The sequence below is a fragment of the Hoyosella levis genome (genome assembly GCF_026008515.1).
GTDB lineage: Bacteria > Actinomycetota > Actinomycetes > Mycobacteriales > Mycobacteriaceae > Lolliginicoccus > Lolliginicoccus levis.
The window spans coordinates 1-25,824 of record NZ_BQYM01000003.1 but is presented as its reverse complement, the minus strand read 5'-3'; the positions used below and the strand labels follow the sequence as shown (position 1 = coordinate 25,824).

The 25,824-nt window shown below is 68.3% G+C and carries 22 protein-coding genes; 20 read left to right on the top strand and 2 right to left on the bottom strand.

Going from position 1 to position 25,824, the window contains the following annotated elements:
• Positions 1-124 precede the first annotated feature (124 nt).
• The gene (locus QC765_RS04095) at positions 125-817 is read right to left on the bottom strand and encodes an MBL fold metallo-hydrolase (protein ID WP_278313161.1); all 693 of its coding nucleotides are present in this window, start codon (positions 815-817) and stop codon (positions 125-127) included.
• 142 nt (positions 818-959) lie between these two features.
• On the opposite strand from QC765_RS04095, the gene uvrA reads away from it, so the two are divergent.
• Complete coding sequence (uvrA, locus tag QC765_RS04090) at positions 960-3,821, top strand: excinuclease ABC subunit UvrA (RefSeq protein WP_278313160.1); 2,862 nt, start codon at positions 960-962, stop codon at positions 3,819-3,821.
• A gap of 151 nt (positions 3,822-3,972) precedes the next feature.
• Here uvrA and QC765_RS04085 read toward each other — a convergent pair whose 3' ends face one another.
• Complete coding sequence (locus QC765_RS04085; protein ID WP_278313159.1) at positions 3,973-4,353, bottom strand: DUF1844 domain-containing protein; 381 nt, start codon at positions 4,351-4,353, stop codon at positions 3,973-3,975.
• Positions 4,354-4,595: 242 nt separating this feature from the next.
• Here QC765_RS04085 and infC point away from each other — a divergent pair, with 242 nt between their 5' ends.
• The 19 genes from infC to tyrS all read left to right on the top strand — a co-directional run bounded on the left by infC (position 4,596) and on the right by tyrS (position 25,147).
• Complete coding sequence (gene infC, locus QC765_RS04080) at positions 4,596-5,261, top strand: translation initiation factor IF-3 (RefSeq protein ID WP_373876687.1); 666 nt, start codon at positions 4,596-4,598, stop codon at positions 5,259-5,261.
• Between the two features lie 143 nt (positions 5,262-5,404).
• Entirely contained in the window at positions 5,405-5,599 is a 195-nt protein-coding gene (gene rpmI / locus QC765_RS04075; RefSeq protein ID WP_192038788.1) for a 50S ribosomal protein L35, read from the top strand.
• 64 nt (positions 5,600-5,663) lie between these two features.
• Entirely contained in the window at positions 5,664-6,053 is a 390-nt protein-coding gene (rplT, locus tag QC765_RS04070) for a 50S ribosomal protein L20 (protein ID WP_192038789.1), read from the top strand.
• Positions 6,050-6,898 (top strand): TrmH family RNA methyltransferase, encoded by an 849-nt coding sequence (locus tag QC765_RS04065; RefSeq protein ID WP_373876686.1) that lies wholly within the window; start codon positions 6,050-6,052, stop codon positions 6,896-6,898. The genes rplT and QC765_RS04065 overlap by 4 nt, the downstream gene beginning before the upstream one ends.
• A 197-nt stretch (positions 6,899-7,095) precedes the next feature.
• Positions 7,096-8,121, top strand: coding sequence for a phenylalanine--tRNA ligase subunit alpha (pheS, locus tag QC765_RS04060; protein ID WP_278313377.1), 1,026 nt, complete (start codon positions 7,096-7,098; stop codon positions 8,119-8,121).
• Positions 8,122-8,180: 59 nt separating this feature from the next.
• Positions 8,181-10,661, top strand: coding sequence for a phenylalanine--tRNA ligase subunit beta (pheT, locus tag QC765_RS04055; protein WP_278313157.1), 2,481 nt, complete (start codon positions 8,181-8,183; stop codon positions 10,659-10,661).
• Between the two features lie 69 nt (positions 10,662-10,730).
• Positions 10,731-11,234, top strand: coding sequence for a hypothetical protein (locus tag QC765_RS04050; RefSeq protein ID WP_278313156.1), 504 nt, complete (start codon positions 10,731-10,733; stop codon positions 11,232-11,234).
• Between the two features lie 39 nt (positions 11,235-11,273).
• Positions 11,274-12,311, top strand: a complete 1,038-nt coding sequence (argC, locus tag QC765_RS04045) for an N-acetyl-gamma-glutamyl-phosphate reductase (protein ID WP_278313155.1) — start codon at positions 11,274-11,276, stop codon at positions 12,309-12,311.
• Positions 12,308-13,522 carry a bifunctional glutamate N-acetyltransferase/amino-acid acetyltransferase ArgJ gene (argJ, locus tag QC765_RS04040; protein WP_278313154.1) on the top strand — a complete coding sequence of 405 codons (1,215 nt, stop codon included), beginning with the start codon at positions 12,308-12,310 and terminating at the stop codon, positions 13,520-13,522. The genes argC and argJ overlap by 4 nt, the downstream gene beginning before the upstream one ends.
• 30 nt (positions 13,523-13,552) lie before the next feature.
• A complete protein-coding gene (argB, locus tag QC765_RS04035) occupies positions 13,553-14,515 on the top strand; it encodes an acetylglutamate kinase (RefSeq protein WP_278313153.1) in 963 nt (320 codons plus the stop codon).
• Positions 14,512-15,705 carry an acetylornithine transaminase gene (locus QC765_RS04030; RefSeq protein ID WP_278313152.1) on the top strand — a complete coding sequence of 398 codons (1,194 nt, stop codon included), beginning with the start codon at positions 14,512-14,514 and terminating at the stop codon, positions 15,703-15,705. The genes argB and QC765_RS04030 overlap by 4 nt, the downstream gene beginning before the upstream one ends.
• On the top strand, positions 15,702-16,625 hold the full coding sequence (gene argF, locus QC765_RS04025) for an ornithine carbamoyltransferase (RefSeq protein WP_278313151.1): 924 nt from the start codon (positions 15,702-15,704) through the stop codon (positions 16,623-16,625). The genes QC765_RS04030 and argF overlap by 4 nt, the downstream gene beginning before the upstream one ends.
• A complete protein-coding gene (locus QC765_RS04020; RefSeq protein WP_278313150.1) occupies positions 16,622-17,116 on the top strand; it encodes an arginine repressor in 495 nt (164 codons plus the stop codon). The genes argF and QC765_RS04020 overlap by 4 nt, the downstream gene beginning before the upstream one ends.
• Positions 17,117-17,185: 69 nt before the next feature.
• The gene (locus QC765_RS04015) at positions 17,186-18,385 is read left to right on the top strand and encodes an argininosuccinate synthase (protein ID WP_278313149.1); all 1,200 of its coding nucleotides are present in this window, start codon (positions 17,186-17,188) and stop codon (positions 18,383-18,385) included.
• Positions 18,386-18,398: 13 nt separating this feature from the next.
• Complete coding sequence (gene argH / locus QC765_RS04010; RefSeq protein WP_278313148.1) at positions 18,399-19,823, top strand: argininosuccinate lyase; 1,425 nt, start codon at positions 18,399-18,401, stop codon at positions 19,821-19,823.
• Positions 19,824-19,943: 120 nt separating this feature from the next.
• A complete protein-coding gene (locus tag QC765_RS04005; RefSeq protein WP_373876665.1) occupies positions 19,944-22,928 on the top strand; it encodes an alpha/beta fold hydrolase in 2,985 nt (994 codons plus the stop codon).
• A 21-nt stretch (positions 22,929-22,949) separates the two neighbouring features.
• Positions 22,950-23,162 (top strand): Trm112 family protein, encoded by a 213-nt coding sequence (locus QC765_RS04000; RefSeq protein ID WP_278313146.1) that lies wholly within the window; start codon positions 22,950-22,952, stop codon positions 23,160-23,162.
• Positions 23,163-23,172: 10 nt separating this feature from the next.
• Positions 23,173-23,790: a DNA-3-methyladenine glycosylase gene (locus QC765_RS03995; RefSeq protein ID WP_373876685.1), complete on the top strand. Its 618-nt coding sequence runs from the start codon at positions 23,173-23,175 to the stop codon at positions 23,788-23,790.
• A gap of 85 nt (positions 23,791-23,875) precedes the next feature.
• Positions 23,876-25,147 carry a tyrosine--tRNA ligase gene (tyrS, locus tag QC765_RS03990; protein WP_278313144.1) on the top strand — a complete coding sequence of 424 codons (1,272 nt, stop codon included), beginning with the start codon at positions 23,876-23,878 and terminating at the stop codon, positions 25,145-25,147.
• The last annotated feature ends 677 nt before the right edge of the window (positions 25,148-25,824 follow it).

Below are 25,824 nucleotides of genomic sequence, written 5' to 3'. Positions count from 1 at the left end.
GGCCTTTCGCTGGGGGGTTCCGTTCACCAAGTTACCCAGATTCGCTGCTTCTGAACGTCCATCGGCCGAATCGCGGTGAATGTCTTGTCTGGAAACGGGTTCTCGCTGCGCGAGGAGCCTCCGGTCACCAGCCGCGTGCCCGCCACTCGCCGAGATGGGGACGCTCAGCACCGAGCGTGGTGTCCTTGCCGTGCCCTGGATACACCCTCGTATCGTCGGGAAGCTGCCCGAAGACCTTGTTCTCCAGGTCGTTCATGAGCGAGGTGAATTGATCCGGTTGGGTCGTCTTTCCCGGGCCGCCCGGAAAGAGGTTGTCGGCCGCGAAGAAGTGGGTCTCGCCGTCATCGACGAGTGTGAGCGCGATCGATCCCGGGGTGTGCCCGCGCAGGTGCGTCACCCGCAGCGAGAGATCCCCGATAGCGATGGTCTCGCCGTCGGCGAGCAGCCGGTCTGGGTTCAGCGGCAGGTGCTCGGCATCGATGGCGTGCGCGGCGGTCGGAGCGCCGGTGGCGGCAGCGACATCGGCGAGGGCCTGCCAGTGGTCCTGGTGGCGGTGGGTGGTGATGATGAGGGCAACACGCGCGCTGGCTTGCTCGACGAGGGAGATGATGCGGTGGGCGTCGTTCGCCGCGTCGATCAGCACACCTTCTCCGGTGCGGTCGCACACCACGAGGTAGGCATTGTTGTCCATCGGTCCGACGGCGAGCTTGTAGATCGAGGCGGTGGCGGTCCTGTGGCGCTGGGCGGGCCCGCCGACGGTGGTGGCGCCGGTGTAGGTGTCGTCGATCGGGACGGGGATGCCTGCTTGATCTGTCATGGTCCCACGCTAGCGACTTCCGATTGACGGAGCACGGAGAGGTCTCTACCAGCGAAAACGGCGAAGTGTCAGGGGTGGGTCGTAGCATGTTCCCTGCACAGTGCCGGCGTGGGGCCGGGCCGGGGCTCATGAAGGGATGAACGTGACCGATCGTTTGATTGTGCGTGGCGCCAGGGAGCACAACCTCCGTGGTGTTGATATCGATCTGCCGCGCGACAGCCTGATCGTGTTCACGGGGCTCTCTGGCTCGGGCAAGTCCAGCCTCGCGTTCGACACGATCTTCGCCGAGGGGCAACGGCGCTACGTGGAGTCCCTCTCGGCCTATGCCCGGCAGTTCCTCGGGCAGATGGACAAGCCCGATGTCGACTTCATCGAGGGGCTGTCCCCGGCCGTGTCGATCGACCAGAAGTCCACGAACCGCAACCCGCGCTCCACGGTCGGCACGATCACCGAGGTGTATGACTACCTGCGCCTGTTGTTCGCTCGTGCCGGGACCCCGTACTGCCCGGTGTGCGACGAGCGGATCGCCAAGCAGACGCCGCAGCAGATCGTCGACCAGGTGCTCGATATGGAGGAAGGCACCCGGTTCCAGGTCCTCTCGCCGGTGGTGCGCACCCGCAAGGGCGAGTTCGTCGACTTGTTCTCCCAGCTCAGTGCCCAGGGATTCGCGCGCGTCCGCGTTGATGGCGTGGTGCATCCGCTGTCGTCCCCGCCGACGCTGAAGAAGCAGGAGAAGCATGACGTCGAGGTGGTGGTCGACCGCCTGGTGGTCAAGCCTTCGGCAAAGCAACGGTTGACCGATTCGGTGGAGACGGCGCTGCGGCTCGCGGATGGCATCGTTGTGCTCGATTTCGTCGACGTGCCCGATGATTCCCTGGAGCGGGAGCGGCGCTTCTCCGAGCGGCTCGCCTGCCCGAACGGCCATGCGCTCGCCGTGGATGATCTCGAGCCGCGCTCGTTCTCGTTCAACTCGCCCTATGGCGCCTGCCCGGAATGCCACGGCCTCGGGATCCGCAAGGAGGTCGATCCTGATCTCGTGGTGCCCGATCCGGAGAAATCCCTCGCGGAGGGGGCGATCGCGCCGTGGTCCTCCGGCCAGTCGGCAGAGTATTTCCAGCGGCTGCTGCAAGGGCTTGGCGACGCAATGGGCTTCCGGCTCGATACGCCCTGGCAGAAGCTCCCCGCGAAGGCCCGCCGCGCCATTCTCGAGGGCTCGCCCCAGCAGGTCCACGTCACCTACACCAACCGCTACGGGCGCAGCCGGGCCTACTACGCCGAGTTCGAGGGCGTGATGCCCTTCCTGCACCGGCGCCTCGACCAGACCGAGTCCGACCAGATGAAGGACCGCTACGAGGGCTTCATGCGGGATACGCCGTGCCCCGCCTGCAAGGGCGCGCGGCTACGCCCGGAGATCCTGTCGGTGCGCATCTCGGGCGGCGACGGCAGTTCCAGGTCCATCGCGGATATCGCCGCGCTCTCCATCGCCGACTGCGCGAAGTTCCTCACTGATCTGCAGCTCGGCGCGCGCGAGGCAGCGATCGCCGGGCGGGTGCTCAAGGAGGTGCAGGCCAGGCTCGGGTTCCTGCTCGATGTCGGCCTCGACTATCTCTCGCTCGACCGCGCCGCAGGGACGTTGTCCGGTGGCGAGGCGCAGCGGATCCGGCTCGCGACGCAGATCGGAGCAGGTCTTGTTGGTGTGCTCTATGTGCTGGACGAGCCATCGATCGGCCTGCACCAGCGGGACAACCGCCGCCTGATCGATACCCTCACCCGCCTGCGCGATCTCGGGAACACGTTGATCGTGGTCGAGCATGACGAGGACACCATCCGCTCCTCTGACTGGATCGTCGACATCGGGCCGCGCGCGGGCGAGCATGGAGGCCAGGTGGTGCACAGCGGCACCTTCGACGGGCTGCTGTCCAACGAGGAATCCCTGACTGGCGCCTACCTGGCGGGCCGGCTGAGCATCGAGATGCCCGAGCGGCGGCGCGTGATCGACCCGCAGCGACGGATCAAGATCGTCGGCGCGCGCGAGCACAATCTCCAGAACGTCAGTGTCGAGTTCCCGCTCGGCACGCTCACCGCGATCACCGGGGTCTCCGGCTCCGGCAAGTCCACCCTCGTCAATGAGATCCTCGCGAAGGCGCTCGCCAACAAGCTCAACAAGGCCCGGCACGTCCCCGGCCGGCACACGCGCATCAACGGCGTTGACCTGCTCGACAAGCTCGTGCAGGTCGATCAGTCACCGATCGGTCGCACACCACGCTCGAATCCGGCCACCTACACCGGGGTCTTCGACAAGATCCGCACCCTCTTCGCCGCCACAACCGAGGCAAAGGTGCGGGGCTACCAGCCCGGACGCTTCTCGTTCAACGTCAAGGGCGGCCGCTGCGAGGCATGCACGGGCGACGGCACCATCAAGATCGAGATGAACTTCCTGCCCGACGTGTACGTGCCATGCGAGGTCTGCCACGGTGCGCGCTACAACCGCGAGACCCTCGAGGTGCACTACAAGGGCAAGAACATCGCCGAGGTGCTCGACATGCCCATCGAGGAGGCCGCGGTCTTCTTCGAGCCCATCAAGTCGATCCACCGCTACCTCGATACGCTCGTCGACGTCGGGCTTGGCTACGTGCGCCTCGGGCAGTCCGCGCCCACCCTTTCCGGTGGCGAGGCGCAACGCGTCAAGCTTGCCGCTGAGCTGCAGAAGCGCTCGACCGGGCGCACCGTCTACATCCTCGACGAGCCGACAACGGGCCTGCACTTCGAGGACATCCGCAAGCTGCTGCGTGTCATCAACGGCCTCGTGGACAAGGGCAACACGGTCATCGTCATCGAGCACAACCTAGACGTGATCAAGACCGCCGACTGGATCATCGACATGGGGCCCGAGGGTGGTTCCGGCGGTGGCACCGTGGTCGCCGAGGGCACGCCGGAAGCCATCGCGGCGGCCCCCCACAGCCACACTGGCCAGTTCCTGCGCGGGATCCTCGCCCCAGCCTGAGCGGCTGGCTCCTTCGCCGCCAGTGGAAACTTTTCCCGACCCATGCGGGAAAAGTTTCCACTGCCGCGGCCGTGCGGTAGACCTCAAGGCCGCGCTCGCCGCACTCATGCGCAAGCGCGGCCGGGACGCGTTTCTCAGCCGCCCAGTCTTGCTAGTGGACGGGGCCGGTGTACTTCTCGCCGGGCCCCTGCCCGGGCGGGTCGGGGTAGGCCGAGGCCTCGCGGAATGCCCGCTGCAGTGCCTGCAGCCCATCGCGGAGCGGCCCCGCGTGCGGGCCGAGGTACTCGGCGGATGAGGTGATGAGTCCTGCGAGGGAGGTGATGATGCGGCGTGCCTCATCAAGATCGAAGTACTCGCTGCTGGAGGGGTCCTCCGCGGAGAGGCCCAGCTTCTCCGCGGCGGAGCTCATGAGCATCACCGCCGCGCGGGAGATCACTTCGATCGCGGGGATCGCAGCAAGCTCGCGCACAGGCAGCTCGGGGTCGGGGAGAGTCGTCGAGTCCTCGGCGATCCGGTAGGAATCATCTGTCATGCCTGGTACGATGTCACATGCGACCGCCCTCGAGCAGATCGGGGGCATCAAGTGGAGCCCAAGCTCCCACCGCTGCACCAGTATTGCTTGAATGGTGTCCAGTGGTCCGGTCCCGTGAGGCCAAGCCATTTAGGGCTTGGCCAGCGCAGGCAATGCCCTCGTGGGTGAGGTTTGCGCGTGCGGGCCGGTCGGCAATTGGGCCCCTGGCATTGATCCGTTTCTCATGGATCCGAGCTAGGGGCATTCTTGTTGGGGCACTGGGTCCGCTGTCGCATCGCAGCAGATTCGACCTAGGAGGCCCCATCAGCACCGAGACCCGCATCAATGACCGCATCCGCGTTCCCGAGGTCCGCCTCGTCGGCCCCAACGGGGAACAGGTAGGAATCGTGCGGATTGAGGATGCACTGCGCCTAGCGATCGACGCGGACATGGATCTCGTTGAGGTCGCCCCTGATGCCCGCCCGCCGGTGTGCAAGATCATGGACTACGGCAAGTTCAAGTACGAGGCCGCGCAGAAGGCCCGCGAGTCCCGCAAGAACCAGCAGCAGACTGTCATCAAGGAGCAGAAGCTGCGTCCGAAGATCGATGATCACGACTACGAGACCAAGAAGCGCAACGTTGCCCGGTTCCTCGAGGCCGGCAGCAAGGTCAAGGTGACGATCATGTTCCGTGGTCGCGAGCAGTCGCGCCCCGAGCTTGGATTCCGTCTCCTGCAGCGGCTTTCCGCTGATGTGGCGGAACTGGGATTCGTGGAGACCACTGCGCGCCAGGACGGTCGCAACATGACGATGGTGCTCGCGCCGCACCGCGGACAGAAGACCAAGATCAAGGCCCAGCAGGCGCCTGCCCGCGACCGCGATCAGGATGACGCAGCGGGAGAGGGCCAGGGCGCCCCCGCGGCCAGCTGATCCAGGATCCATCACTGCCCGGCGGCACGGCCGGGCAGGGTGATCGGCGTGCACGCTGAACCACGCCGTTCCGCAAGGACGTTCAGTGCACCGCCGCGCAAGCGGCGAGCACTGCGAACACTCGACAGAACTGAGGACATCTCATGCCGAAGAACAAGACCCACAGCGGCGCCTCCAAGCGCTTCAAGGTGACTGGCCGTGGCAAGCTGCTCCGCGAGCAGGCCAACCGTCGCCACCTCTTCGTCCACAAGCCCAGTGACCGCACCCGCCGCCTCGAGGGCGTCACCGAGGTCGCCAAGAGCGACCAGAAGCGCGTCAAGCGCATGCTCGGCCTCTGACCCGAGCGCCAGACAGCCAGACCAGCCGGGTCGATGACCCCCGAACAGTGACAGGACGAAAATAGTGGCACGCGTGAAAAGAGCGGTAAACGCTCACAAGAAGCGTCGGACAGTTCTCGAGAGCACCAAGGGCTACCGCGGACAGCGCTCGCGCCTGTACCGCAAGGCCAAGGAGCAGATGCTCCACTCGATGAACTACTCCTACCGGGACCGCCGTGCCCGCAAGGGTGACTTCCGCAAGCTGTGGATCACCCGCATCAACGCGGCCGCCCGGTCAAACGACATCACCTACAACCGGTTCATCCAGGGCCTCAAGGCCGCCGGTATCGAGGTGGACCGCAAGAACCTCGCCGAGATCGCCGTCTCCGACCCCGAGGCCTTCACCGCCCTCGTGGCCGCCGCGAAGGCAGCGCTCCCGGCCGACGTGAACGCTCCGTCCGAGGACGCGGCCTGACCAGCACAGGCGCATCACAGGAACGACCCGGGGAACCGATCTCAGATCGCAACCCCCGGGTCGTTTCTGCATTGAAGCTCGTCAAGCCCACCGAGCGGCGCAAGGCTGGCCGGTTCCTCGCCGAGGGCCCTAATGCCGTCTCCGCGGCGCTCGCGCACGGCACGGTGATCGAGTTGTTCGCCACCAGCAAGGCGCTCGAGCGGCATGACGCGATCATCGGCACCGCCGCGTGCCCGGTGTGGGTCGTGTCGGAGCGGACCGCCAAGGGGCTCTCCGAGACGGTGACGCCCCAGGGCCTCGTCGCGGTGTGCGAGGCTCCGAGCGCCCGGCTCGATGAGACCCTCGCGCAGGTCCCGCCGGACGGCTTCGTCGCTGTCCTCGCGGATGTCAACGAGCCCGGCAACGCGGGGACGATAATCCGTGTCGCTGATGCAGCGGGCGCCGCCGCGGTCGTCATCGCCGGGGCGAGCGTGGACCCGCTCAACGGCAAGGTGATCAGGGCCGCCGCGGGAAGCAGCTTCCATCTGCCCATCGTGCGCGCGGCAAGCACCGAGGATGCGGTCGACGAGCTGCTGCGCGCGGGCTTCCGCGTGCTCGCCACGAGCGCGCGCGGCGAGGTATCGCTCTTTGATGCCAGCGATGCGCTCTCGGGGGCGCGGGTGGCCTGGTTGTTCGGCAACGAGGCGCATGGCCTCCCGGACGCGATAGTCGAGCGTGCAACTCATGCGGTGAGCATCCCGATCCGCGGCGAGGCCGAGAGCCTCAACCTCGCGACCGCAGCGACGCTGTGCCTTTATGAAAGCGCGCGGGGCCTGCATGAGAGCGCGCGGGCGCGGGCGGGCTAGGTGTGCGACCGCGGCGTCGCATAAGATCGGCGGGGCACGGCTCTAGCGCGGAACGTGCGCACGCGGGACTTGCCCGAGCGACCGCACGGGCCTTTGGGCATGGGATTCGAGGATTGGAACGGATAGTGGCTGACAATTCGGCGCAGCACGGACCCGGCAGCACGAGCAGCCCAGCGGGCGAGCAAGAAGGCGCCTCCTTGCTGGGCGAGGAGCAGCTTGCCACGGCAGCCGCGGAGGCGCGGGCTGCCTTCGACGATGCTGCTGATCTCGAGCAGCTCTCGCGCGCCAAGACCGCTCACCTCGGTGACAAGGCCCCCATCGCGCTCGCGCGGCGCGCGCTCGGCGGCTTGCCGAAGAACGAGCGCGCCGAGGCCGGCAAGCGCGTCAACATCTACCGGTCGCAGGCGCAGCAAGCGTTCGAGGAGCGCAGCGCGATCCTGCACGCGGAGCGCGACGCCGCGGTGCTCGTGGCGGAGTCCATCGATGTGACCCTGCCCGCCGGACGCGCGGCCCGTGGCGCGCGGCATCCCATCACCACCATCTCCGAGCAGATCTGCGACGTGTTCGTCGCCATGGGCTGGGAGGTCGCTGAGGGCCCCGAGGTCGAGACGGAGCATGCGAACTTCGACGCCTTGAACTTCCTGCCGGATCATCCTGCCCGCACCATGCAGGACACGTTCCATATCGCGCCCGAGGGTTCCCGGCAGGTGCTGCGCACCCACACCTCGCCCGTGCAGGTCCGCAGCATGCTGACCCGCGACGTGCCGATCTATGTGGTGTGCCCGGGGCGCACGTTCCGCACCGACGAGCTCGACGCCACCCACACGCCTGTGTTCTCCCAGATCGAGGGCCTCGCGGTCGACAAGGGCCTGACGATGGCGAACCTGAAGGGGACGCTCGATGCGCTCGCGCGCGGCCTGTTCGGCTCCGGGGCGCGGACCCGCATGCGTGCCAACTACTTCCCGTTCACCGAGCCGTCCGCCGAGGTGGATGTGTGGTTCGAGCGCAAGAAGGGCGGCGCGGGCTGGGTCGAGTGGGGCGGCTGCGGCATGGTGCATCCGAACGTGCTGCGCGCCAACGGCATCGATCCGGATGTGTACTCGGGCTTTGCATTTGGCATGGGGCTCGAGCGCACCCTCCAGTTCCGCAACGGCATCCCGGACATGCGCGACATCGTCGAGGGCGATATCCGCTTCACGCTGCCGTTCGGCGTGCAGGGCTAGCCAAGGTTTTTCTTTGCTGTTGATTTTCGTGATCACGTGATTCGAGGGAGCGAGCACCCGTGCGAGTAGCGCAGTCCTGGCTGACAGACATCATCCAGCGTGCCAACCCAGGCTGGAGCATCTCCGCCGAGGAGCTCGACGCCGGCTTCGTCGGCGTGGGCCTCGAGGTGGAGGACGTGACCCGGCCCGGACCCGTGGAGGGTCCGCTGAAGGTCGGGCGCGTCGTATCGATCGAGGAGCTCACCGAGTTCAAGAAGCCCATCCGGTTCTGCCTCGTTGATGTCGGGGGCGCCGAGCCGCAGAGCATCGTGTGCGGCGCGCGCAACTTCGCCGAGGGCGATCTCGTGGTCGTGGCGCTGCCCGGCGCGGTGCTGCCCGGTGATTTCGTCATCGCTTCCCGCAAGACCTACGGGCGTGTGTCCGACGGCATGATCTGCTCGGTCCGCGAGCTCGGGCTTGGCCGGGACCATGCGGGGATCCTCGTGCTGCCGCCAGGCACGGCATCGCCCGGCGTGGACGCGCACGGGCTGCTCGGGCTGACCGACACCGTGATCGAGCTCGCGGTGACGCCGGATCGCGGCTATTGCCTCTCGGTCCGTGGATTGTCGCGGGAGCTGTGCTGCGGCTTCGACCTGGCCTTCGCGGATCCGGCCGAGGGGCCTGATCACGGAGCGGATGGCCCGGCCTGGGGCGTGAGCGTCGAGCCGGAGGCTGATGCGGCACGGTTCGCGGTACGTCGCGTGACGGGCATCGACACCCAGGCCATCACTCCGTGGTGGATGCAGCTGCGCCTCATGCTCTCGGGCATCCGCCCGATCTCCGCGGCCGTGGATGTCACCAATTACGTGATGCTCGAGCTCGGCCAGCCCATGCATGCGTTCGATGCCGCGCGGCTCACGGGCGACCTCGTCGTCCGGCGCGCCCGGCAGGGGGAGAAGCTGGTCACCCTCGACGACGTGGAGCGCGCGCTGGATCCCGAGGATGTCGTCATCGCGGACGATTCGGGCGTGGTGTCCCTCGCTGGGGTCATGGGTGGCGCGAGCACGGAGGTATCGGGCGAGACCACCGAGGTCCTGCTCGAGGCAGCGTGCTGGCATCCGTTGGCGATCTTCCGGTCCGCGCGGCGCCACAAGCTCTCGAGCGAGGCGAGCCGTCGCTTCGAGCGTGCTGTCGACCCGGCCGCGACCGTGGCCGCGCTCGACCGCGCCGCGGCGTTGCTCGCCGAGATCACCGGCGGTGTGGTGGAGCCCGAGCTCACCGATATCGGCGCGGTGCCCGAGCGCGCCACCATCCGCATCGATTCCCGCCTGCCGGACAAGGTCGCTGGCGTGGAGTACGAGGCGGGCGCGGCCCGGCATCGCCTGGAGCAGATCGGAGCCGCGGTCCTCGAGGAGACAGTGGGGGAGTCCACGCAGCTGCTGGTCACCCCGCCCTCCTGGCGCCCGGATCTCACGCAGCCCGCGGACCTGGTGGAGGAGGTACTGCGGCTCGAGGGGCTGGATCTCATCCCCTCGGTGCTGCCGACCGCGCCCGCGGGCGTGGGGCTCACCGCGCTGCAGCGGCGGAGGCGATCGGTGAGCCGCGCCCTCGCCCATTCGGGATTCGTCGAGGTGCAGCCGTCCCCCTTCATCTCGCCCAAGGTGTTCGACCAGTTCCGGCTCGACGCGAGCGATTCGCGGAGGCAGGCCATGCGGGTGCTCAACCCGCTCGATAGCGAGCGCGCCAGCCTAGCCACGACCTTGCTGCCGGGCCTACTTGATGTGCTCGCGCGCAATGTCGCGCGGGGGCAGCATGATGTCTCGCTGTTCACGATCGGCCAGGTGGTGCTGCCCACCGGCGCGACCCGCCCGGTGCCGATGCTTCCCGTCGACCGGCGCCCGACGCGCGAGCAGGTCGAGGAGCTCTTCGCGTCGCTTCCCGACCAGCCGGTACGTGCGGGAATCGTGCTCACCGGAGCGCGGCTGCCGCGCGGGCCGTGGGGCCCGGGACGGGCAGCGGACGCCCTGGACGCGTTCGAGGCAGCGGATGTGATCGCGGCCGCTGCGGGGGTGACCGTCGAGCGCCGGGCAGCGCAGGAGCTTCCGTGGCATCCCGGGCGCTGCGCCGAGCTCGTCGTGGACGGACGAGTCATCGGCCATGCGGGCGAGCTGCATCCGGCGGTCGTCGAGGAGATGGGCCTGCCAGCTCGGACGTGCGCGGTGGAGATGGAGCTCGATGCGTTGCCGGTGCGCGAGAACCTCCCGGCTCCACGCTTGTCCGTCTTCCCCGCGGTGCTCCAGGATGTTGCCGTCGTTGTCGCCGAGGATGTTCCGGCGGCCTCGGTGGAATCCGCTTTGCGGGCCGGCGCGGGCGAGCTGCTCGAGAGCATCGAGCTGTTCGCGGTGTTCGCGGGCGAGCAGCTGGGCGAGGGCCGGAAATCCTTGACGTATTCGCTGCGGTTCCGTGCTGCGGACCGTACGTTGACAGAGGAGGAAGCGTCGGCTGCTCGCGATGCCGCGGTCGAGCGGGCCACTGAGGCTGTCGGGGCCCGATTGCGGTAGCCATGTCGCCGTGCTGGCCTGGCTGCTCGACGTATCCTGGAAGCACACGCTCGAAGGGAGCTCGTCGTCGTGGAGAAGAAGCGTTCGTCGATCGAGTCATTGTCGCGTGCGTTGTCCGCGCTGGGCGACGCCGAGTTGTGCGAGGTAGTGTCCGCAGCGACCGTTGATCGCGAGGACCTGCGCGCGCTGCACCAGGTAGCGCAGTTGTCGCTGGTCGCGGGCCCAGTCTCGGGAGAGGGCCTGTCGGAGCCGGCATTGTCAGGAGCTACATTGTCGGCCGCGGGCGGCGTGGTGCGGGCCGGTGATGTCGAAGACCTTCCCGTGGGCGAGGTGCCCCCGCTGGGCAAGCCCAATGTGGCCGGTGGCGACAGCGACGAGGGCTGGACCAGCGATGGCATCCCCACCTTCAGCAAGGTGCGGGATCGGATCGCCGCGAAGTTCGCGGTGGCGATCGGTGCTCCCGAGACGGATGTGGAGCGGGCCGAGAGCCTATCGCTGGAGCAGCAGTGGGAGAACCGTGCGCGGGCGGCCCGGGAGCGCCTGGAGCAGATCAAGGGAATCATGCGCAAATAGCGTTTGAATATTGTTGCAATGGAGCGCATAATCAGTCGCATGACTCTTCGGATCGCCGTCGCAGGTGCCAGCGGATACGCCGGGGGAGAGGTCCTCCGGCTGCTCCTCAACCATCCCGGCGTGCTCGACGGGAGCATCGAGATCGGCGCGCTCACCGCAGGAGGCAGCGCCGGGACCACGCTCGCCGCGCATCACCCGAACCTCCTGCCTCTTGCCGATCGCGTCCTCGAGGAGACCAGCCCGGAGACACTCGCCGGGCATGACGTGGTGTTCCTCGGGCTTCCCCACGGGCATTCGGCCAAGCTGGCCGAGCAACTCGCCGCGAGCACCCTGATCATCGACTGCGGCGCGGACTTCCGCCTGAGCGATGCAGCGGCATGGGAGAAGTTCTACGGCACCCCGCACTCGGGAACCTGGCCCTACGGCATGCCCGAGCTGCCCGGCGCGCGTGACAAGCTGCGCTCGGCCACGCGGATCGCGGTGCCCGGCTGCTACCCCACCGGCACGTCGCTCGCCCTCGCGCCCGCCGTGGCCGCGGGCATCATCGAGCCCCGGATCACCATCGTCGCGGTCACCGGGGCATCGGGAGCGGGGCGATCCCTGCGCACTGATCTGCTCGGAGCCGAGGTCATGGGATCCGCGCGCGCATACGGCGTCGGGGGAGTGCACCGGCACAACCCGGAGATCACCCAGAACCTCCAGGCTCTCACCGAGCAGCAGGTCACCGTGTCGTTCACCCCGATCCTCGCGCCCATGGCCCGCGGCATCCTCGCTACCTGCGTCGCGCCGACCACGGCCACCGCGGCCGAGGCACGGGAGGTCTACCTCGCGGCCTACGGCGATGAGCCCTTCGTCCACGTGCTGCCCGAGGGGCAGCTGCCCCAGACCAGCGCTGTGCTCGGTTCCAATGCCGTGCACCTGAGCGTCCACGTTGATGCCAATGCTGGCTCCCTGGTCGTGGTTTCCGCCATCGATAACCTCACCAAGGGCACCGCGGGCGGCGCCATCCAGTCCATGAACATCGCGCTCGGTCTCCCTGAGGCCGCAGGGCTCTCCACGGTCGGAGTGGCCCCATGACATCGCCCGTTGCGGGGGCGAGCATCGACCGGGCACTGGGCGTCACCGCGCCAGCCGGATTCACGGCTACAGGTGTCGCCGCAGGCATCAAGCCGTCGGGAGAGCCAGACCTCGCGCTGATCGTGAACAACGGCGAGGACCGCCCCGCGGCAGGCGTGTTCACCACCAACAAGGTCAAGGCCGCGCCGGTGCTGTGGTCCCAGCAGGTGCTCACCATGGGAGAACTTCGCGCGGTAGTGCTCAATTCCGGCGGCGCGAACTCCTGCACGGGACCGCACGGATTCGCCGACGCGCACCACACGGCCGAGGAGGTCGCCCGGGCACTGACCGCATCAGGGTGCGAGACCGGCGCTGTGGAGGTCGCGGTGTGCTCGACCGGCAACATGGGCGAGCTGCTGCCGATGACGGCGGTGTTCGCGGGAATCACGGAAGCCGTCGCCGCGCTCGGGACCGGGACTGATTCCGCGACCGCGGCAGCGCGTGCCGTCATGTCCACGGATACCGTTCCTAAGCAGGCCTCGCTCGTCACGCCATCCGGCTGGACCGTCGGCGGGATGGCCAAGGGCGCGGGAATGCTCGCGCCCGCCCTGGCCACCATGCTGTGCGTGCTCACCACGGACGCGCGCGCGACCGCGGAGCAGCTCGATCGCGCGCTCCGGCATGCCGCGCGCTACACGTTCGATCGCCTCGATGTGGACGGTGCCACGTCCACCAATGACACCGTGCTGCTCCTTGCATCGGGAGCGTCCGGGATCGCCGCGAGCGACGAGGAGCTCTCCGCCGCGGTACGGGCGGTGTGCGACGACCTCGCCGAGCAGATCATGGCCGATGCCGAGGGCGCCACCAAGCGCGTGCTGATCACGGTCAGCGGCGCGGCCAACGAGAGCGAGGCCCTGGCCGGAGCGCGGGCGGTGGCTCGCGACACTCTCGTCAAGACCGCGCTGTCCGGCTCGGACGCCTGCTGGGGCCAGGTCCTCGCGGCCATCGGCAGCGCGCCGATCATGCTGGACCCCGACCGTGCCAGCGTGTTCTTCAATGACCATCCCGCCTGCCGCGACGGCGTTGCCGCGCCCGGCGCCGGCTCGATCGACCTCGGTGGTACAGCCATCCACGTGCGCATCGAGCTCGGCATCGGCAGCGGCGAGGCCACCATCCGCACCGCTGACCTCTCGCACGGCTACGTCACTGCGAACTCCACTCGCTCATCCTGATCCCGCTTCCCGGAGGAAGGCCACTGCTCCATGCCCGATAACCCGAACGACGCGCCACCCGAAACGCGGCTCGATGCCCTGACCGCGCTGGACAAGGCACATGTGCTGGCCCAGGCGCTGCCCTGGTTGCAGAAGTTCCATGGCAAGACCATCGTCGTCAAGTACGGCGGCAACGCGATGGTCGATGACAAGCTCAAGCGTGCATTCGCCGCGGACATGGTCTTCCTGCGCACGTGCGGCATCCACCCCATCGTGGTGCATGGCGGCGGGCCCCAGATCACCCGCATGCTGGCGAGGCTCGGCATGGAGGGCGAGTTCCGGGGTGGCTTCCGCGTCACCACGCCCGAGGTGATGGACATCGTGCGCATGGTGCTGTTCGGCCAGGTGGGGCGCGAGCTCGTGGGCCTGATCAACGAGTACGGGCCCTACGCGGTCGGCATCTCCGGCGAGGACGCGCACCTGTTCACCGCGGAGAAGCGCGAGGCCGTGATCGACGGCAAGCCCGTCGATATCGGGCTCGTCGGGGACGTCTCCGAGGTCAACCCCACCGCTGTGCTCGATCTTGTCGCGACGGGGCGGATCCCCGTGGTCTCCACCATCGCGCCCGATCGCGGCGGCGTGGTCCACAACATCAACGCCGATACCGCGGCGGCGGCGCTCGCCGAGGGCATCGGGGCCGAGAAGCTGATCGTGCTCACGGACGTCGAGGGCCTCTACACGGCCTGGCCCGATACGAGCTCTCTGGTGAGCACCATTGATTCAGCCGCCCTCGAGCAGCTCCTGCCCACCCTCGCGAGCGGCATGATCCCCAAGATGGAGGCCTGCCTGCGGGCCGTGCGCGGCGGCGTCCCCTCGGCGCACGTCATCGACGGCCGGGTGCCGCATTCGTTGCTGCTCGAGATCTTCACCAAGGAAGGCATCGGGACCATGGTCACCCCAGCCGGCACGGGTGCGGTCCAGGCCTCCCAATCCACTTCCGGAGAACCTGCATGAACACTGCCACCGCGCAGCTCCAGCAACGCTGGTCCGCCTCCCTCATGGACACCTACGGCGTGCCCAAGGTCGCCCTCGTGGGCGGCAACGGCGCCACCGTCACCGACGCGGACGGCCGCGAGTACCTCGACCTGCTGGCCGGGATCGCGGTCAATGCGCTCGGCCACGCCCATCCGGCGATCCGAGAGGCGGTGGACAAGCAGCTCGGCACCCTCGGTCACATCTCCAACCTGTACGCGAGCCCCCCGGTGATCGAGCTCGCGGAGGCGCTGCTCCACAAGCTCGGTGTCCCCGGGCGCGTGTTCTTCGCCAACTCCGGCGCGGAGGCCAACGAGGCGGCGTTCAAGCTCACCCGGCGCACTGGCCGCACCACCGTCATCGCGGCCGAGATGGCCTTCCACGGTCGGACCATGGGCTCGCTCGCGCTCACTGGCCAAGCACCCAAGCGGGCGCCGTTCGAGCCGCTGGTGCCCGGCGTCCGGCATGTGCCCTATGGCGATATCGACGCCTTGCGCGCCGCGGTGGACGACACCACCGCGGCGGTGTTCCTCGAGCCGATCATGGGCGAGGCAGGCGTCGTGGTGCCGCCCGAGGGATATCTCGCCGCGGTCCGCGACATCACCACCGAGAACGGGGCGCTCCTCGTGCTCGACGAGGTCCAGACCGGGGTGGGCCGGACCGGTTGGTTCTACGCGCACCAGGCCACCGGAATCGTGCCGGACGTGATCACCCTCGCCAAGGGCCTCGGCGGCGGGCTTCCCATCGGGGCGTGCATCGCCACCGGCGCGGCCGCCGAGCTCCTCGCTCCCGGCATGCACGGCTCGACCTTCGGTGGCAATCCCGTTTGCGCGGCCGCCGCGCTCGCCGTCCTCCGGACCATCGACGAGCAGGACCTGCTCAACCACGCCGATGCACTGGGCAAGACGATCCGGGCCGGCATCGAGGATCTCGGGCATCCGCTGATCGACCACGTGCGCGGGGCTGGATTGCTGCTCGGTATTGTGCTCACCGAGCCCTGCGCCCCGGCGGCGGAGACAGCGGCCCGCGACGCTGGCTTCCTGCTCAATGCGGCGCAGCCCGATGTTCTCCGCATCGCCCCGCCGCTCATTCTCACCGAGGAGGAGGCGGCCCGGTTCGTGGAGTCACTGCCCTCGATACTGAACACCGCCCTCGATGAAGGACCGTCATGACACGCCACTTCCTGCGCGACGATGCCCTGGCCCCCGCTGAGCAGGCAGAGGTCCTCGCGCTCGCGGCGGAACTGAAGCGAGCCCCGTTCCTGCGCCGCCCGCTCGAGGGGCCTCGGGGAGTCGCGGTCATCTTCGACAAGAACTCCACCCGCACGCGATTCTCCTTCGAGCTCGGGGTTTCGCAGCTCGGTGGCCACGCGGTGGTGGTCGAGTCTCGATCGACGCAGCTGGGCCGGGACGAGTCGCTCCAGGACACCGGGCAGGTGCTGTCCCGCTATGTCGACGCGATCGTGTGGCGCACCTTCGGGCAGGACCGGCTCGAGGCGATGGCCGAGACCGCCACGGTGCCGATCGTCAACGCCCTGTCCGACTCGTTCCACCCCTGCCAGGTGCTCGCGGACCTGCAGACCATCGCGGAGCGCAAGGGCCAGCTCGCGGGGCTGCGGATGACCTACCTCGGCGATGGCGCCAACAACATGGCGCACTCCCTCATGCTCGGTGGAGCGACCGCCGGCCTGCACGTCACCGTTGCCGCGCCCGAGGGATTCCATCCCGACGCGCAGGTCGTGGAGGCCGCGCGGGAGCGGGCCGGGCAGACCGGCGGTTCCATCACGGTGACCGAGGACCCCGTCGCGGCAGCGGATGGCGCGGACGTCCTGGTCACCGATACCTGGGTGTCGATGGGCCATGAGGCCGATGGCCGCGACAGGCGTGCTCCGTTCTGGCCCTACCAGATCAACGACGAGCTGCTCGCCCGGGCCGCGGGCGATGCCATCGTGCTGCACTGCCTGCCCGCCCATCGGGGCGAGGAGATCACCGACTCCGTCATCGATGGTCCCCGCAGCGTCGTCTGGGACGAGGCCGAGAACCGGCTGCACGCCCAGAAGGCGCTGCTGGTGTGGCTGCTGGAGCACCAGTGACCGAGCCCGGCCGAGGTCTTGGAGCGAGCCGCGCGCGACGGCAGGCACGCATCGTGGAGCTGCTCGCGGCCCACCAGGTGCACAGCCAGACCGAGCTGGCCCAGCTCCTCGCGGACGAGGGCATCGACGCCACGCAGGCTACGCTGTCACGTGACCTCGAGGAGCTCGGGGCGCTGAAGCTCCGGGCGGCCGACGGCGGCAGCGGGGTCTACGTCGTCCCCGAGGACGGCACCACCATCCGGGGCGTCACCGGCGGCACCGAGCGGGTTTCGCGGCTCCTCGCCGAGCTGCTGGTCTCGGTCGAGGCCAGTGGCAACCTCGCGGTGCTGCGCACGCCACCAGGCGCGGCGCAGTTCCTCGCGAGCGCGCTGGACCGGGCCGCCCTGGCACAGGTTTCGGGAACCATCGCCGGGGATGACACGATCATGGTGGTGGCCCGGCCGCCCCATGACGGGCAATCCCTCGTATCGATGCTCAGCGAGCTGGCCTGAGAGGGCGAGCGAGGCTCCGGGAAGAATAGCGAACACTAGGCACCAGGAACGATAAGGAGAAGCAACACCATGGCAGAACGCGTGATCCTCGCCTATTCCGGCGGGCTCGATACATCGGTCGCGATCAGCTGGATCGCCAAGGAGACTGGCGCGGAGGTCGTGGCGCTGGCCATCGACCTTGGCCAGGGCGGCGAGGACATGGAGGTGGTCCGCCAGCGCGCCCTCGATTGCGGCGCCGTCGAGTCCATCTGCGTCGACGCCCGCGACGAGTTCGCTGACGAGTACTGCCTGCCGACCGTGCAGGCCAACGCCCTCTACATGGATCGCTATCCGCTGGTCTCGGCGATCTCCCGGCCCCTGATCGTCAAGCACCTGGTGGAAGCAGCCAAGGAGCATGGTGGCACCACGGTGGCGCATGGCTGCACCGGCAAGGGCAACGACCAGGTTCGCTTCGAGGTCGGCATCGGCGCGCTCGCCCCTGACCTCAGCGTGATCGCCCCGGTCCGTGACTACGCCTGGACCCGGGAGAAGGCCATCGCCTTCGCCGAGGAGAACGCCATCCCCATCACGGTCACCAAGAAGTCCCCCTTCTCGATCGACCAGAACGTGTGGGGACGGGCCGTGGAGACCGGCTTCCTCGAGGACCTGTGGAACGCCCCCACCAAGGACGTCTACGACTACACCGAGGACCCCACCGCGCACTGGCAGGCGCCCGATGAGCTGGTCATCTCCTTCGACAAGGGCAAGCCTGTCGCGATCGACGGCCGCCCGGTCAGCATGCTCGAGGCCATCGTCGAGCTCAACGAGCGCGCGGGCAAGCATGGCGTCGGCCGGCTCGACATGGTCGAGGACCGTCTCGTGGGCATCAAGAGCCGCGAGGTGTACGAGGCCCCGGGCGCGATGGTGCTCATCGCCGCGCACCAGGAGCTCGAGGCCGTCACCAACGAGCGCGAGCTGGCCCGGTTCAAGCGGCAGGTCGAGCAGCGCTGGGGCGAGCTGGTCTACGACGGCCTGTGGTTCTCCCCGCTGAAGTACGCGCTCGACTCGTTCGTCCAGCACACCCAGGAGCACGTGACCGGCGACATCCGGCTCACCCTGCACGCGGGCAATATCGTGGTCAATGGGCGTCGCAGCACCAAGTCGCTGTACGACTTCAACCTCGCCACCTACGACGAGGGCGACAGCTTCGACCAGTCCGCGGCCAAGGGCTTCGTGCAGCTGCATGGCCTCTCGTCGAAGATCGCCGCTCGCCGCGATCTCAACCAGTAAGGATGATGGCTGCGTGACCACACAGCATGGCACCAACCAGGGCGCGCTGTGGGGCGGCCGGTTCGCGTCCGGGCCGGCCGCCGCGATGGCGGCCCTGAGCAAGTCCACGCACTTCGACTGGGCGCTCGCGCCCTATGACGTGCAGGCATCGAAGGCGCATGCCCGCGTGCTCAGCAAGGCCGGGCTCCTCGCGGACGCTGATCTCGCCATCATGACCGAGGGCCTCGATGGGCTCGCCGCCGATGTCGCTTCCGGAGCCTTCCAGCCGTCCGAGAGCGACGAGGATGTCCACGGCGCGCTCGAGCGCGGCCTCATCGAGCGTGTCGGCCCGGAGGTGGGCGGTCGCCTGCGTGCCGGGCGGTCGCGCAATGACCAGGTGGCCACGCTGTTCCGCATGTGGCTGCGCGATGCGGCGCGGCGCATCGCTGTCGGGCTGCTCGACGTGGTCGATGCGATCGTCGCCCAGGCCGCCGCGCACCCCGAGGCCGTGATGCCGGGCAAGACGCACTTGCAGGCCGCTCAGCCAGTCCTGCTCGCGCATCACCTGCTCGCGCACGCGCACCCCTTGCTGCGTGATGTCGAGCGCCTGCGCGACTTCGACGCGCGGGCCGCGGTCTCGCCGTATGGGTCGGGAGCGCTCGCGGGATCCTCCCTCGGGCTCGACCCCGATGCCATCGCCGCGGACCTCGGATTCGATTCCGCCGCGGAGAACTCCATCGACGCCACCTCCTCGCGCGATTTCGCCGCCGAGGCCGCGTTCGTCCTCGCGATGATCGGCGTGGATCTCTCGCGAATGGCGGAGGAGATCATTATCTGGACCACTCCCGAGTTCGGCTATGCCACGCTCTCCGACGAGTGGTCCACTGGCAGCTCGATCATGCCGCAGAAGAAGAACCCGGACGTGTCCGAGCTCACCCGGGGCAAGTCTGGCCGCCTGATCGGCAACCTCACCGGGCTGCTCGCCACCCTCAAGGCGCAGCCGCTCGCGTACAACCGGGATCTGCAGGAGGACAAGGAGCCCGTCTTCGATTCGGTGCTGCAGCTCGAGCTGCTGCTTCCCGCGATCGTGGGGCTCGTCTCCACCCTGGAGTTCCACGAGGACCGCATGGCCGAGCTCGCTCCGGCGGGCTTCACCCTGGCCACCGACATCGCGGAATGGCTGGTGCGGCAGGGCGTGCCCTTCCGTGTCGCCCACGAGGCGGCCGGTGCCTGCGTGCGGGTGGCCGAGGCGCGCGGAGTCGGTCTCGATGAGCTCACTGACGCGGAGTTCGCTGCCATCGACCCTGCTTTGACGGGAGAGGTGCGCGCTGTTCTCACGGTGGCGGGGTCGATCGCCTCGCGGAATGCTCGCGGCGGCACGGCGGGGGCGCGGGTCGAGGAGCAGCGCGGTCGCGTCGCCGAGGCATCCGCCGCATTGCGCGCGTGGGCTGTGAGATAGCCAACAACCACTGCCATGCACGGTATATGGGAGCCCGTGTAGCAGAAACCGCGCTGGGGGATGTGCGAAGATTCAGGAAGAGCGCACATCCCCGGCGCCGGGCCACGGTGGCGGGCGAGGATGGAGGTCCCCGTGAAGTTCACTGCCCGAACCCTCACGTCGCCGGTGCATCGAGTCCTCGCCACTGCGCAGAACGGTCTCGAAGTGATCCGCTTCGGAGGGCTCGACACCGGCGAGGAGGCTTCGCCGTTCGCGGTGATGGAGCGGCGCCCGATGTTCCGGCTCCGCCGGTACTTCCCCGCGGCCGACAACCTCGACGAGCGGGCCCCGGTCATTCTCGTCCCGCCCCTGATGGTGGCCACCGACATCTATGACGTCACCCGGGACCAGGGGGCTGTCGGGATCCTGCACGACAACGGCCTCGATCCGTGGGTCGTTGACTTCGGCGCCCCGGACCGCGAGATCGGCGGCATGGCCCGGAACCTCGCTGACCACGTCGTGGCAGTCAGTGATGTCGTCGACATCGTCCGGGAGCACACGGGCAAGGACGTCCACCTCGCCGGGTACTCGCAGGGCGGCATGTTCTGCTACCAGACCGCCGCCTACCGGCGCTCCCGCGGCATCAAGAGCCTGATCACCTTCGGCTCGCCCACGGACGCGGTCGCGCTTCCCATGGGCATCACGGTGGGCTTCGCCTCGAAGGGCGCGGACTTCCTCGCCGATCACGTCTTCAACCGCCTCGCCATCCCGGGCTGGATGGTCCGCACCGGCTTCCAGATGCTCGACCCCGTCAAGACGGTCAAGTCCCGCCTCGACTTCCTCATGCAGCTCCACGACCGCGAGGCCCTGCTGCCGCGCGAGAAGCAGCGCCGCTTCCTCGAGGTCGATGGATGGGTCGCGTGGTCCGGGCCCGCGATCGCTGAGCTGCTCAAGCAGTTCGTCGTGCACAACCGCATGATGACCGGGGGCTTTGTCATCGACGATCGCCTCATCAGCCTCGCCGAGATCATCTGCCCGGTGCTGGCCTTCGTGGGTACCACCGACGATATCGGGCTGCCCCGCGCGGTCCGTGGGATCCGCCGCGCCGCGCCCCGCGCCGACGTCTACGAGGCAACTCTCAAGGCCGGTCACTTCGGGCTCGTAGTGGGCAGCAGTGCCGGTACCCTCACCTGGCCCACCGTGGCGCAATGGGTGCGCTGGAACGAGGGCACCGCCGCGCGGCCCGAGGTCGCCAAGCCCATGACCGACGAGGACCAGCCCGCCGCTGACGGCGATTACACCGTGATGTCGCGGCTCGTCAACAGTGCCAGCCAGGCCGCCGAGATCGGCTTTGGCGTGGCGCAGGACTTCGTCGACGCCACGGTCGGCGCGGCCAAGACGACCAAGGAGATCGCCGGGGAGGCCGCCCGGACATTGCCGCGCCTCGCGCGCCTAGGAGTGATGCAGGCGCATACCCGCATGTCGCTCGGCCTCCTCCTCGAGGAACAGGGCAGGCGGGCGCCGCTCGGCGAGTGCTTCCTCTTTGACGACCGGGTCCACACCAACGCCGCGGTCAACGAGCGCATCGACAACGTCGTGCGCGGACTGATCTCGGTGGGCGTCCGGCAGGGTTCCCATGTCGCGGTCCTCATGGAGACGCGCCCGAGCGCGCTGGCCACCATTGCCGCGCTCTCGCGGCTCGGCGCCGTCAGCGTCCTGCTGCAGCCCGGCACGAACCTCGATGATGCGCTCCGGCTCAGCGAGGCCACCGGCATCGTGACCGATCCGCAGAACATGGACGATGCCATCGCGACTGGCGGCCAGGTCTATGTGCTGGGCGGTGGCGATGTCCGCGATCTCGGGGTTGATGACCATCCCAGCGTCACGGACCTGGAGAAGGTGGACCCGGAGGCGGTCGAGCTCCCCGCGTGGTACCGGCCCAATCCCGGCATTGCCAGCGATCTCGCGTTCATCGTCTTCACCCGTTCACGAGGCCACATCGAGCCGCAGCTCATCACCAATCACCGCTGGGCGTTGTCCGCGTTCGGCACCGCGTCGGCCGCATCGCTCACGGCCAGCGACACCGTGTACTGCCTCACGCCGCTGCACCACCCCTCGGGCCTGCTGATGACCCTCGGTGGGGCCGTCGCAGGCGGCGCCCGCATCGCGCTGACGCGCACCTTCGACTCGTCGCAGTTCGCCGAGGAGGTGCACCGCTACGGCGTGACCGTCGTGTCCTACACCTGGACCCTGCTGCGCGAGCTCGTCGAGGACGAGGACCTCCAGATCCAGCGCCATCACCCCATCCGGCTATTCATGGGCTCGGGGATGCCCCGGGCTTTGTGGCAGCGCGTCACCGAGCGATTCGCGCCCGCCAGCGTCGTCGAGTTCTACGCCTCCACCGAGGGCGAGGCCGTCCTGGCGAACATCACGGGCGCCAAGCCCGGCGCGAAGGGGCGACCGATACCCGGTTCCGCGACCATCAAGCTCGCTGCGTTCGATGTGGAGAGCAATCGCTTCATCGAGGACGAGAAGGGCTTCGTCCGCGAGGTCGAGGACGACGACACCGGCCTGCTGCTCGCTCACCCGCGTACCGGTGTGGAGCACAGCTCCAACGTGATCCGCGGAGTATTCAAGGCTGGTGACATCTGGATCCCCACCGACCACCTCTTCCGCCGCGACGCCGATGGCGACTACTGGATGGTCGACAACCGCAACAGCGTGATGCGGACCGACCAGGGGATCGTGTACTCGCTCCCCATCGAGGATGCGCTCGCCGACGTCGAACTGCTCGATCTAGCCGTTGTATACGGAGTGGAGCAGCAAGGGCGCGCGTTTGTGGTTGCCGCGGTATCGCGCCGCAGCGACGCTCCTGGCCGGGAGTTCGCCCCGGAGCATTTCGATCGCGCGCTCGCGGTGCTGCCCGGCTCCCAGCGTCCCGACATCATTCACGAGGTGCGGGAGATCCCCATGACCACCTGGTACCGCCCGAAGACACGCCTGCTCGCCGAGCAGGGGCTCCCTGCGGCGGACAGCCACGCGTGGTACTACGACACCACGGAGCACAAGTACCTGCGGCTGACCGAGGCCGCGCGCAAGCGCATCCTCAAGCGCAAGCAATCCTGAACCGAGATAAGGTAGATCACCGTGCCACTAGACCCAGTACTGCTAGACATCCTTGCCTGCCCCGAGGACCGCGGATCGCTCATCCACATCGAGGATGAGGCGCTCTACAACCCGCGCCTGCGCAAGGCATACCCGATCGAGAACGGCATCCCGGTCCTGCTGGTCGACGAGGCCCGCGATGTCGATGACGAGACCCATGCGCGCTACACCGCGGCAGGAACCCCCAGCGAATAGGGGAGAGGTCCTGCGCTCCACGCTCGAGGCGAGCCATCCCGCCGGGGCGGCCCGGCTCCTGCTTGGATGCACGATCGAGCATGGCCCGGTGCGGATGCGGATCGTCGAGACCGAAGCCTATGGCGGTCCCGCCGACGGACCCTGGCCTGACCCGGCCGCCCACTCCTACCGCGGTCCCACCGCGCGCAACCACGTCATGTTTGGTCCGCCAGGGCACCTCTACATCTACCGCATCTACGGCATGCACGAGTGCCTCAACATCACCTACGGCCCCGATGGCTGCGCGGGTGGCGTGCTGCTTCGGGCCGGCGAGATCCTTGACGGCATCAGCCTTGCCCGGTCCCGCCGCGGCACGGACCGCGACGTGCACCAGCTCGCGCGGGGCCCGGCCAATCTCGCCGCCGTGCTGGGGATCCCTTGGGAACTTCGTGGCTCCGATGTGATCGCCGCGGGCGCGCCAGTCCGCGTCGAGCATGGCGCGGGCGATCACGATGCATCGATCAACTCGGGGCCGCGCGTCGGAGTCCGCCTGGCCGCAGATCGAGCATGGCGGTTCTGGCTATCCGGGCATCCCGCGGTGTCCGCCTACCGCCGCCACCCCGCGGCCGCCGGTGTAGCCAAGCGATAAGGACGCATCCTAGCTAGGGCGACGAGCCTGCCGCATTAGCCTGGCGCATTAGCCTGGGCGCCGCGCATGAGGAATGATCGGGTGCGTGACGATCGACATCCTCGAAGAACTGACCTGGCGTGGCCTGATCGCGCAATCCACCGATACAGACGCGCTGCGCGACCAGCTCGCCTCCGGCATGACCACGGTCTATGCCGGGTTTGATCCCACTGCGCCGAGCCTGCACGCTGGCCATCTCATCCCGCTGCTCGTGCTGCACCGCATGCAGCGCGCCGGGCACCGCCCCATCGTTCTCGCGGGCGGGGCCACCGGGCTGATCGGGGACCCGCGTGACGTGGGCGAGCGAAGCATGAACGACGAGGATGTCGTCGCGGAATGGGCCGACCGGATCAAGGACCAGCTCGAGCGGTTCGTCGAGTTCGAGGATGCCCCCAACGCCGCGATCATCGAGAACAACATCACCTGGACGGCGAACCAGTCCGCGATCTCCTTCCTGCGCGATATCGGCAAGCACTTCTCGGTCAACGTCATGCTCGCGCGGGAAACCGTGAAGCGACGCCTCGAGGGCGACGGGATCTCCTACGCCGAGTTCTCGTACATGCTGCTCCAGGCCCAGGATTTCGTGCAGCTCCGTCGCAAGCACGATTGCACCGTGCAGGTCGGTGGGTCGGACCAGTGGGGCAACATCATCGCTGGCGTGGATCTCGTGCGCCGGCTCGATGGCACGCACGTCCATGGCTTCACCGTGCCCCTTGTCACCTCCTCGGACGGCAAGAAGTTCGGCAAGTCCACCGGTGGCGGCAGTCTCTGGCTCGATCCCGAGATGACAAGCCCGTACGCCTGGTACCAGTACTTCATCAACACCGGCGACGCTGATGTCATCAAGTACCTGCGTTGGTTCACGTTCCTGTCCCAGGGCGAGCTCGATGAGCTCGAGGCCGAGACCAAGGAACGACCTCACCTGCGTACCGCGCAGAAGCGTCTTGCGCAGGAGATGACCACCTTGGTCCATGGCGAGGACAACACGCGTTCCGTCGAGCTTGCCAGCCAGGCGCTGTTCGGCCGTGGGGAGATCACAGGCCTCGATCGCTCGACCCTGGCCGCCGCCCTCACCGAGGCCTCGGTCGCGGAGCTGCGTGACGGCGAGCCTCGCACCATCGTGGATCTTCTCGTGGCGAGCGGGCTGTGCGAGAGCAAGGGCGCGGCCCGCCGCACCATTCGCGAGGGAGGCGCCTCGATCAACAACGACCGGATCAGCGACGAGGCGTGGGAGCCGGACGGCGTCGACTGGCTGCATGGCGAATGGCTGGTCATCCGCCGTGGCAAGCGCAACTTCGCTGGCATCCGTCGCATCTAGCACGCTCTGCGCCTTGAGCGCGCCTCCGAGTGTTGGTGGCGCGTTGAGATGCTCGTCATCAGGGCGTGGCCGGGGATTTGTGTTCGGACGAGCAGGTGTGTAACTTTCTTGGAGCCAGCCGGTGCGCGGGCCCCGCCGAGAGCGGGAGACGGGCGCCAGGGCGGACCTGGATCGCGGGGGGCGTTGTTGCCTCCCGGGGCGCGGGGATGCTAGTGTGGCTGGCTGTGCCTGGGGGAGCTTCCCCGCCGTGTGGCGGGGTGCCTGGTGGGCGTGTTGCTTGAGAACTCAACAGTGTGCCAGTTTTTGTGAATGGATCCTGGCCGTCGCGTGCCGGGCCCCTTTGGTGGGGCCGTGGGTGGCGGGTGGCCGGGTGATGATCGCGTGGGTGCCGCGAGCGCGCGGGGCCCTGTTTGGGTCGTGCCGCCCCTTTTGGGGGTGGTGCCTGCCGCGCGTGGCGTCCTTGTCCCTTGTGGGCCCCTCCTCGTCGGGGTGGCTACTGGGGTGCTGGGGCGCCGATTGTTTGGATAGATGTAAGGCCAGTTGTTTGGTCTTCGGATAGTGCTGATTCGCCCCCTGTGGTGGTGCCCTCGTGGTGCCGGCGGGGGGTGGGTTGATGGTTCTTGACGGAGAGTTTGATCCTGGCTCAGGACGAACGCTGGCGGCGTGCTTAACACATG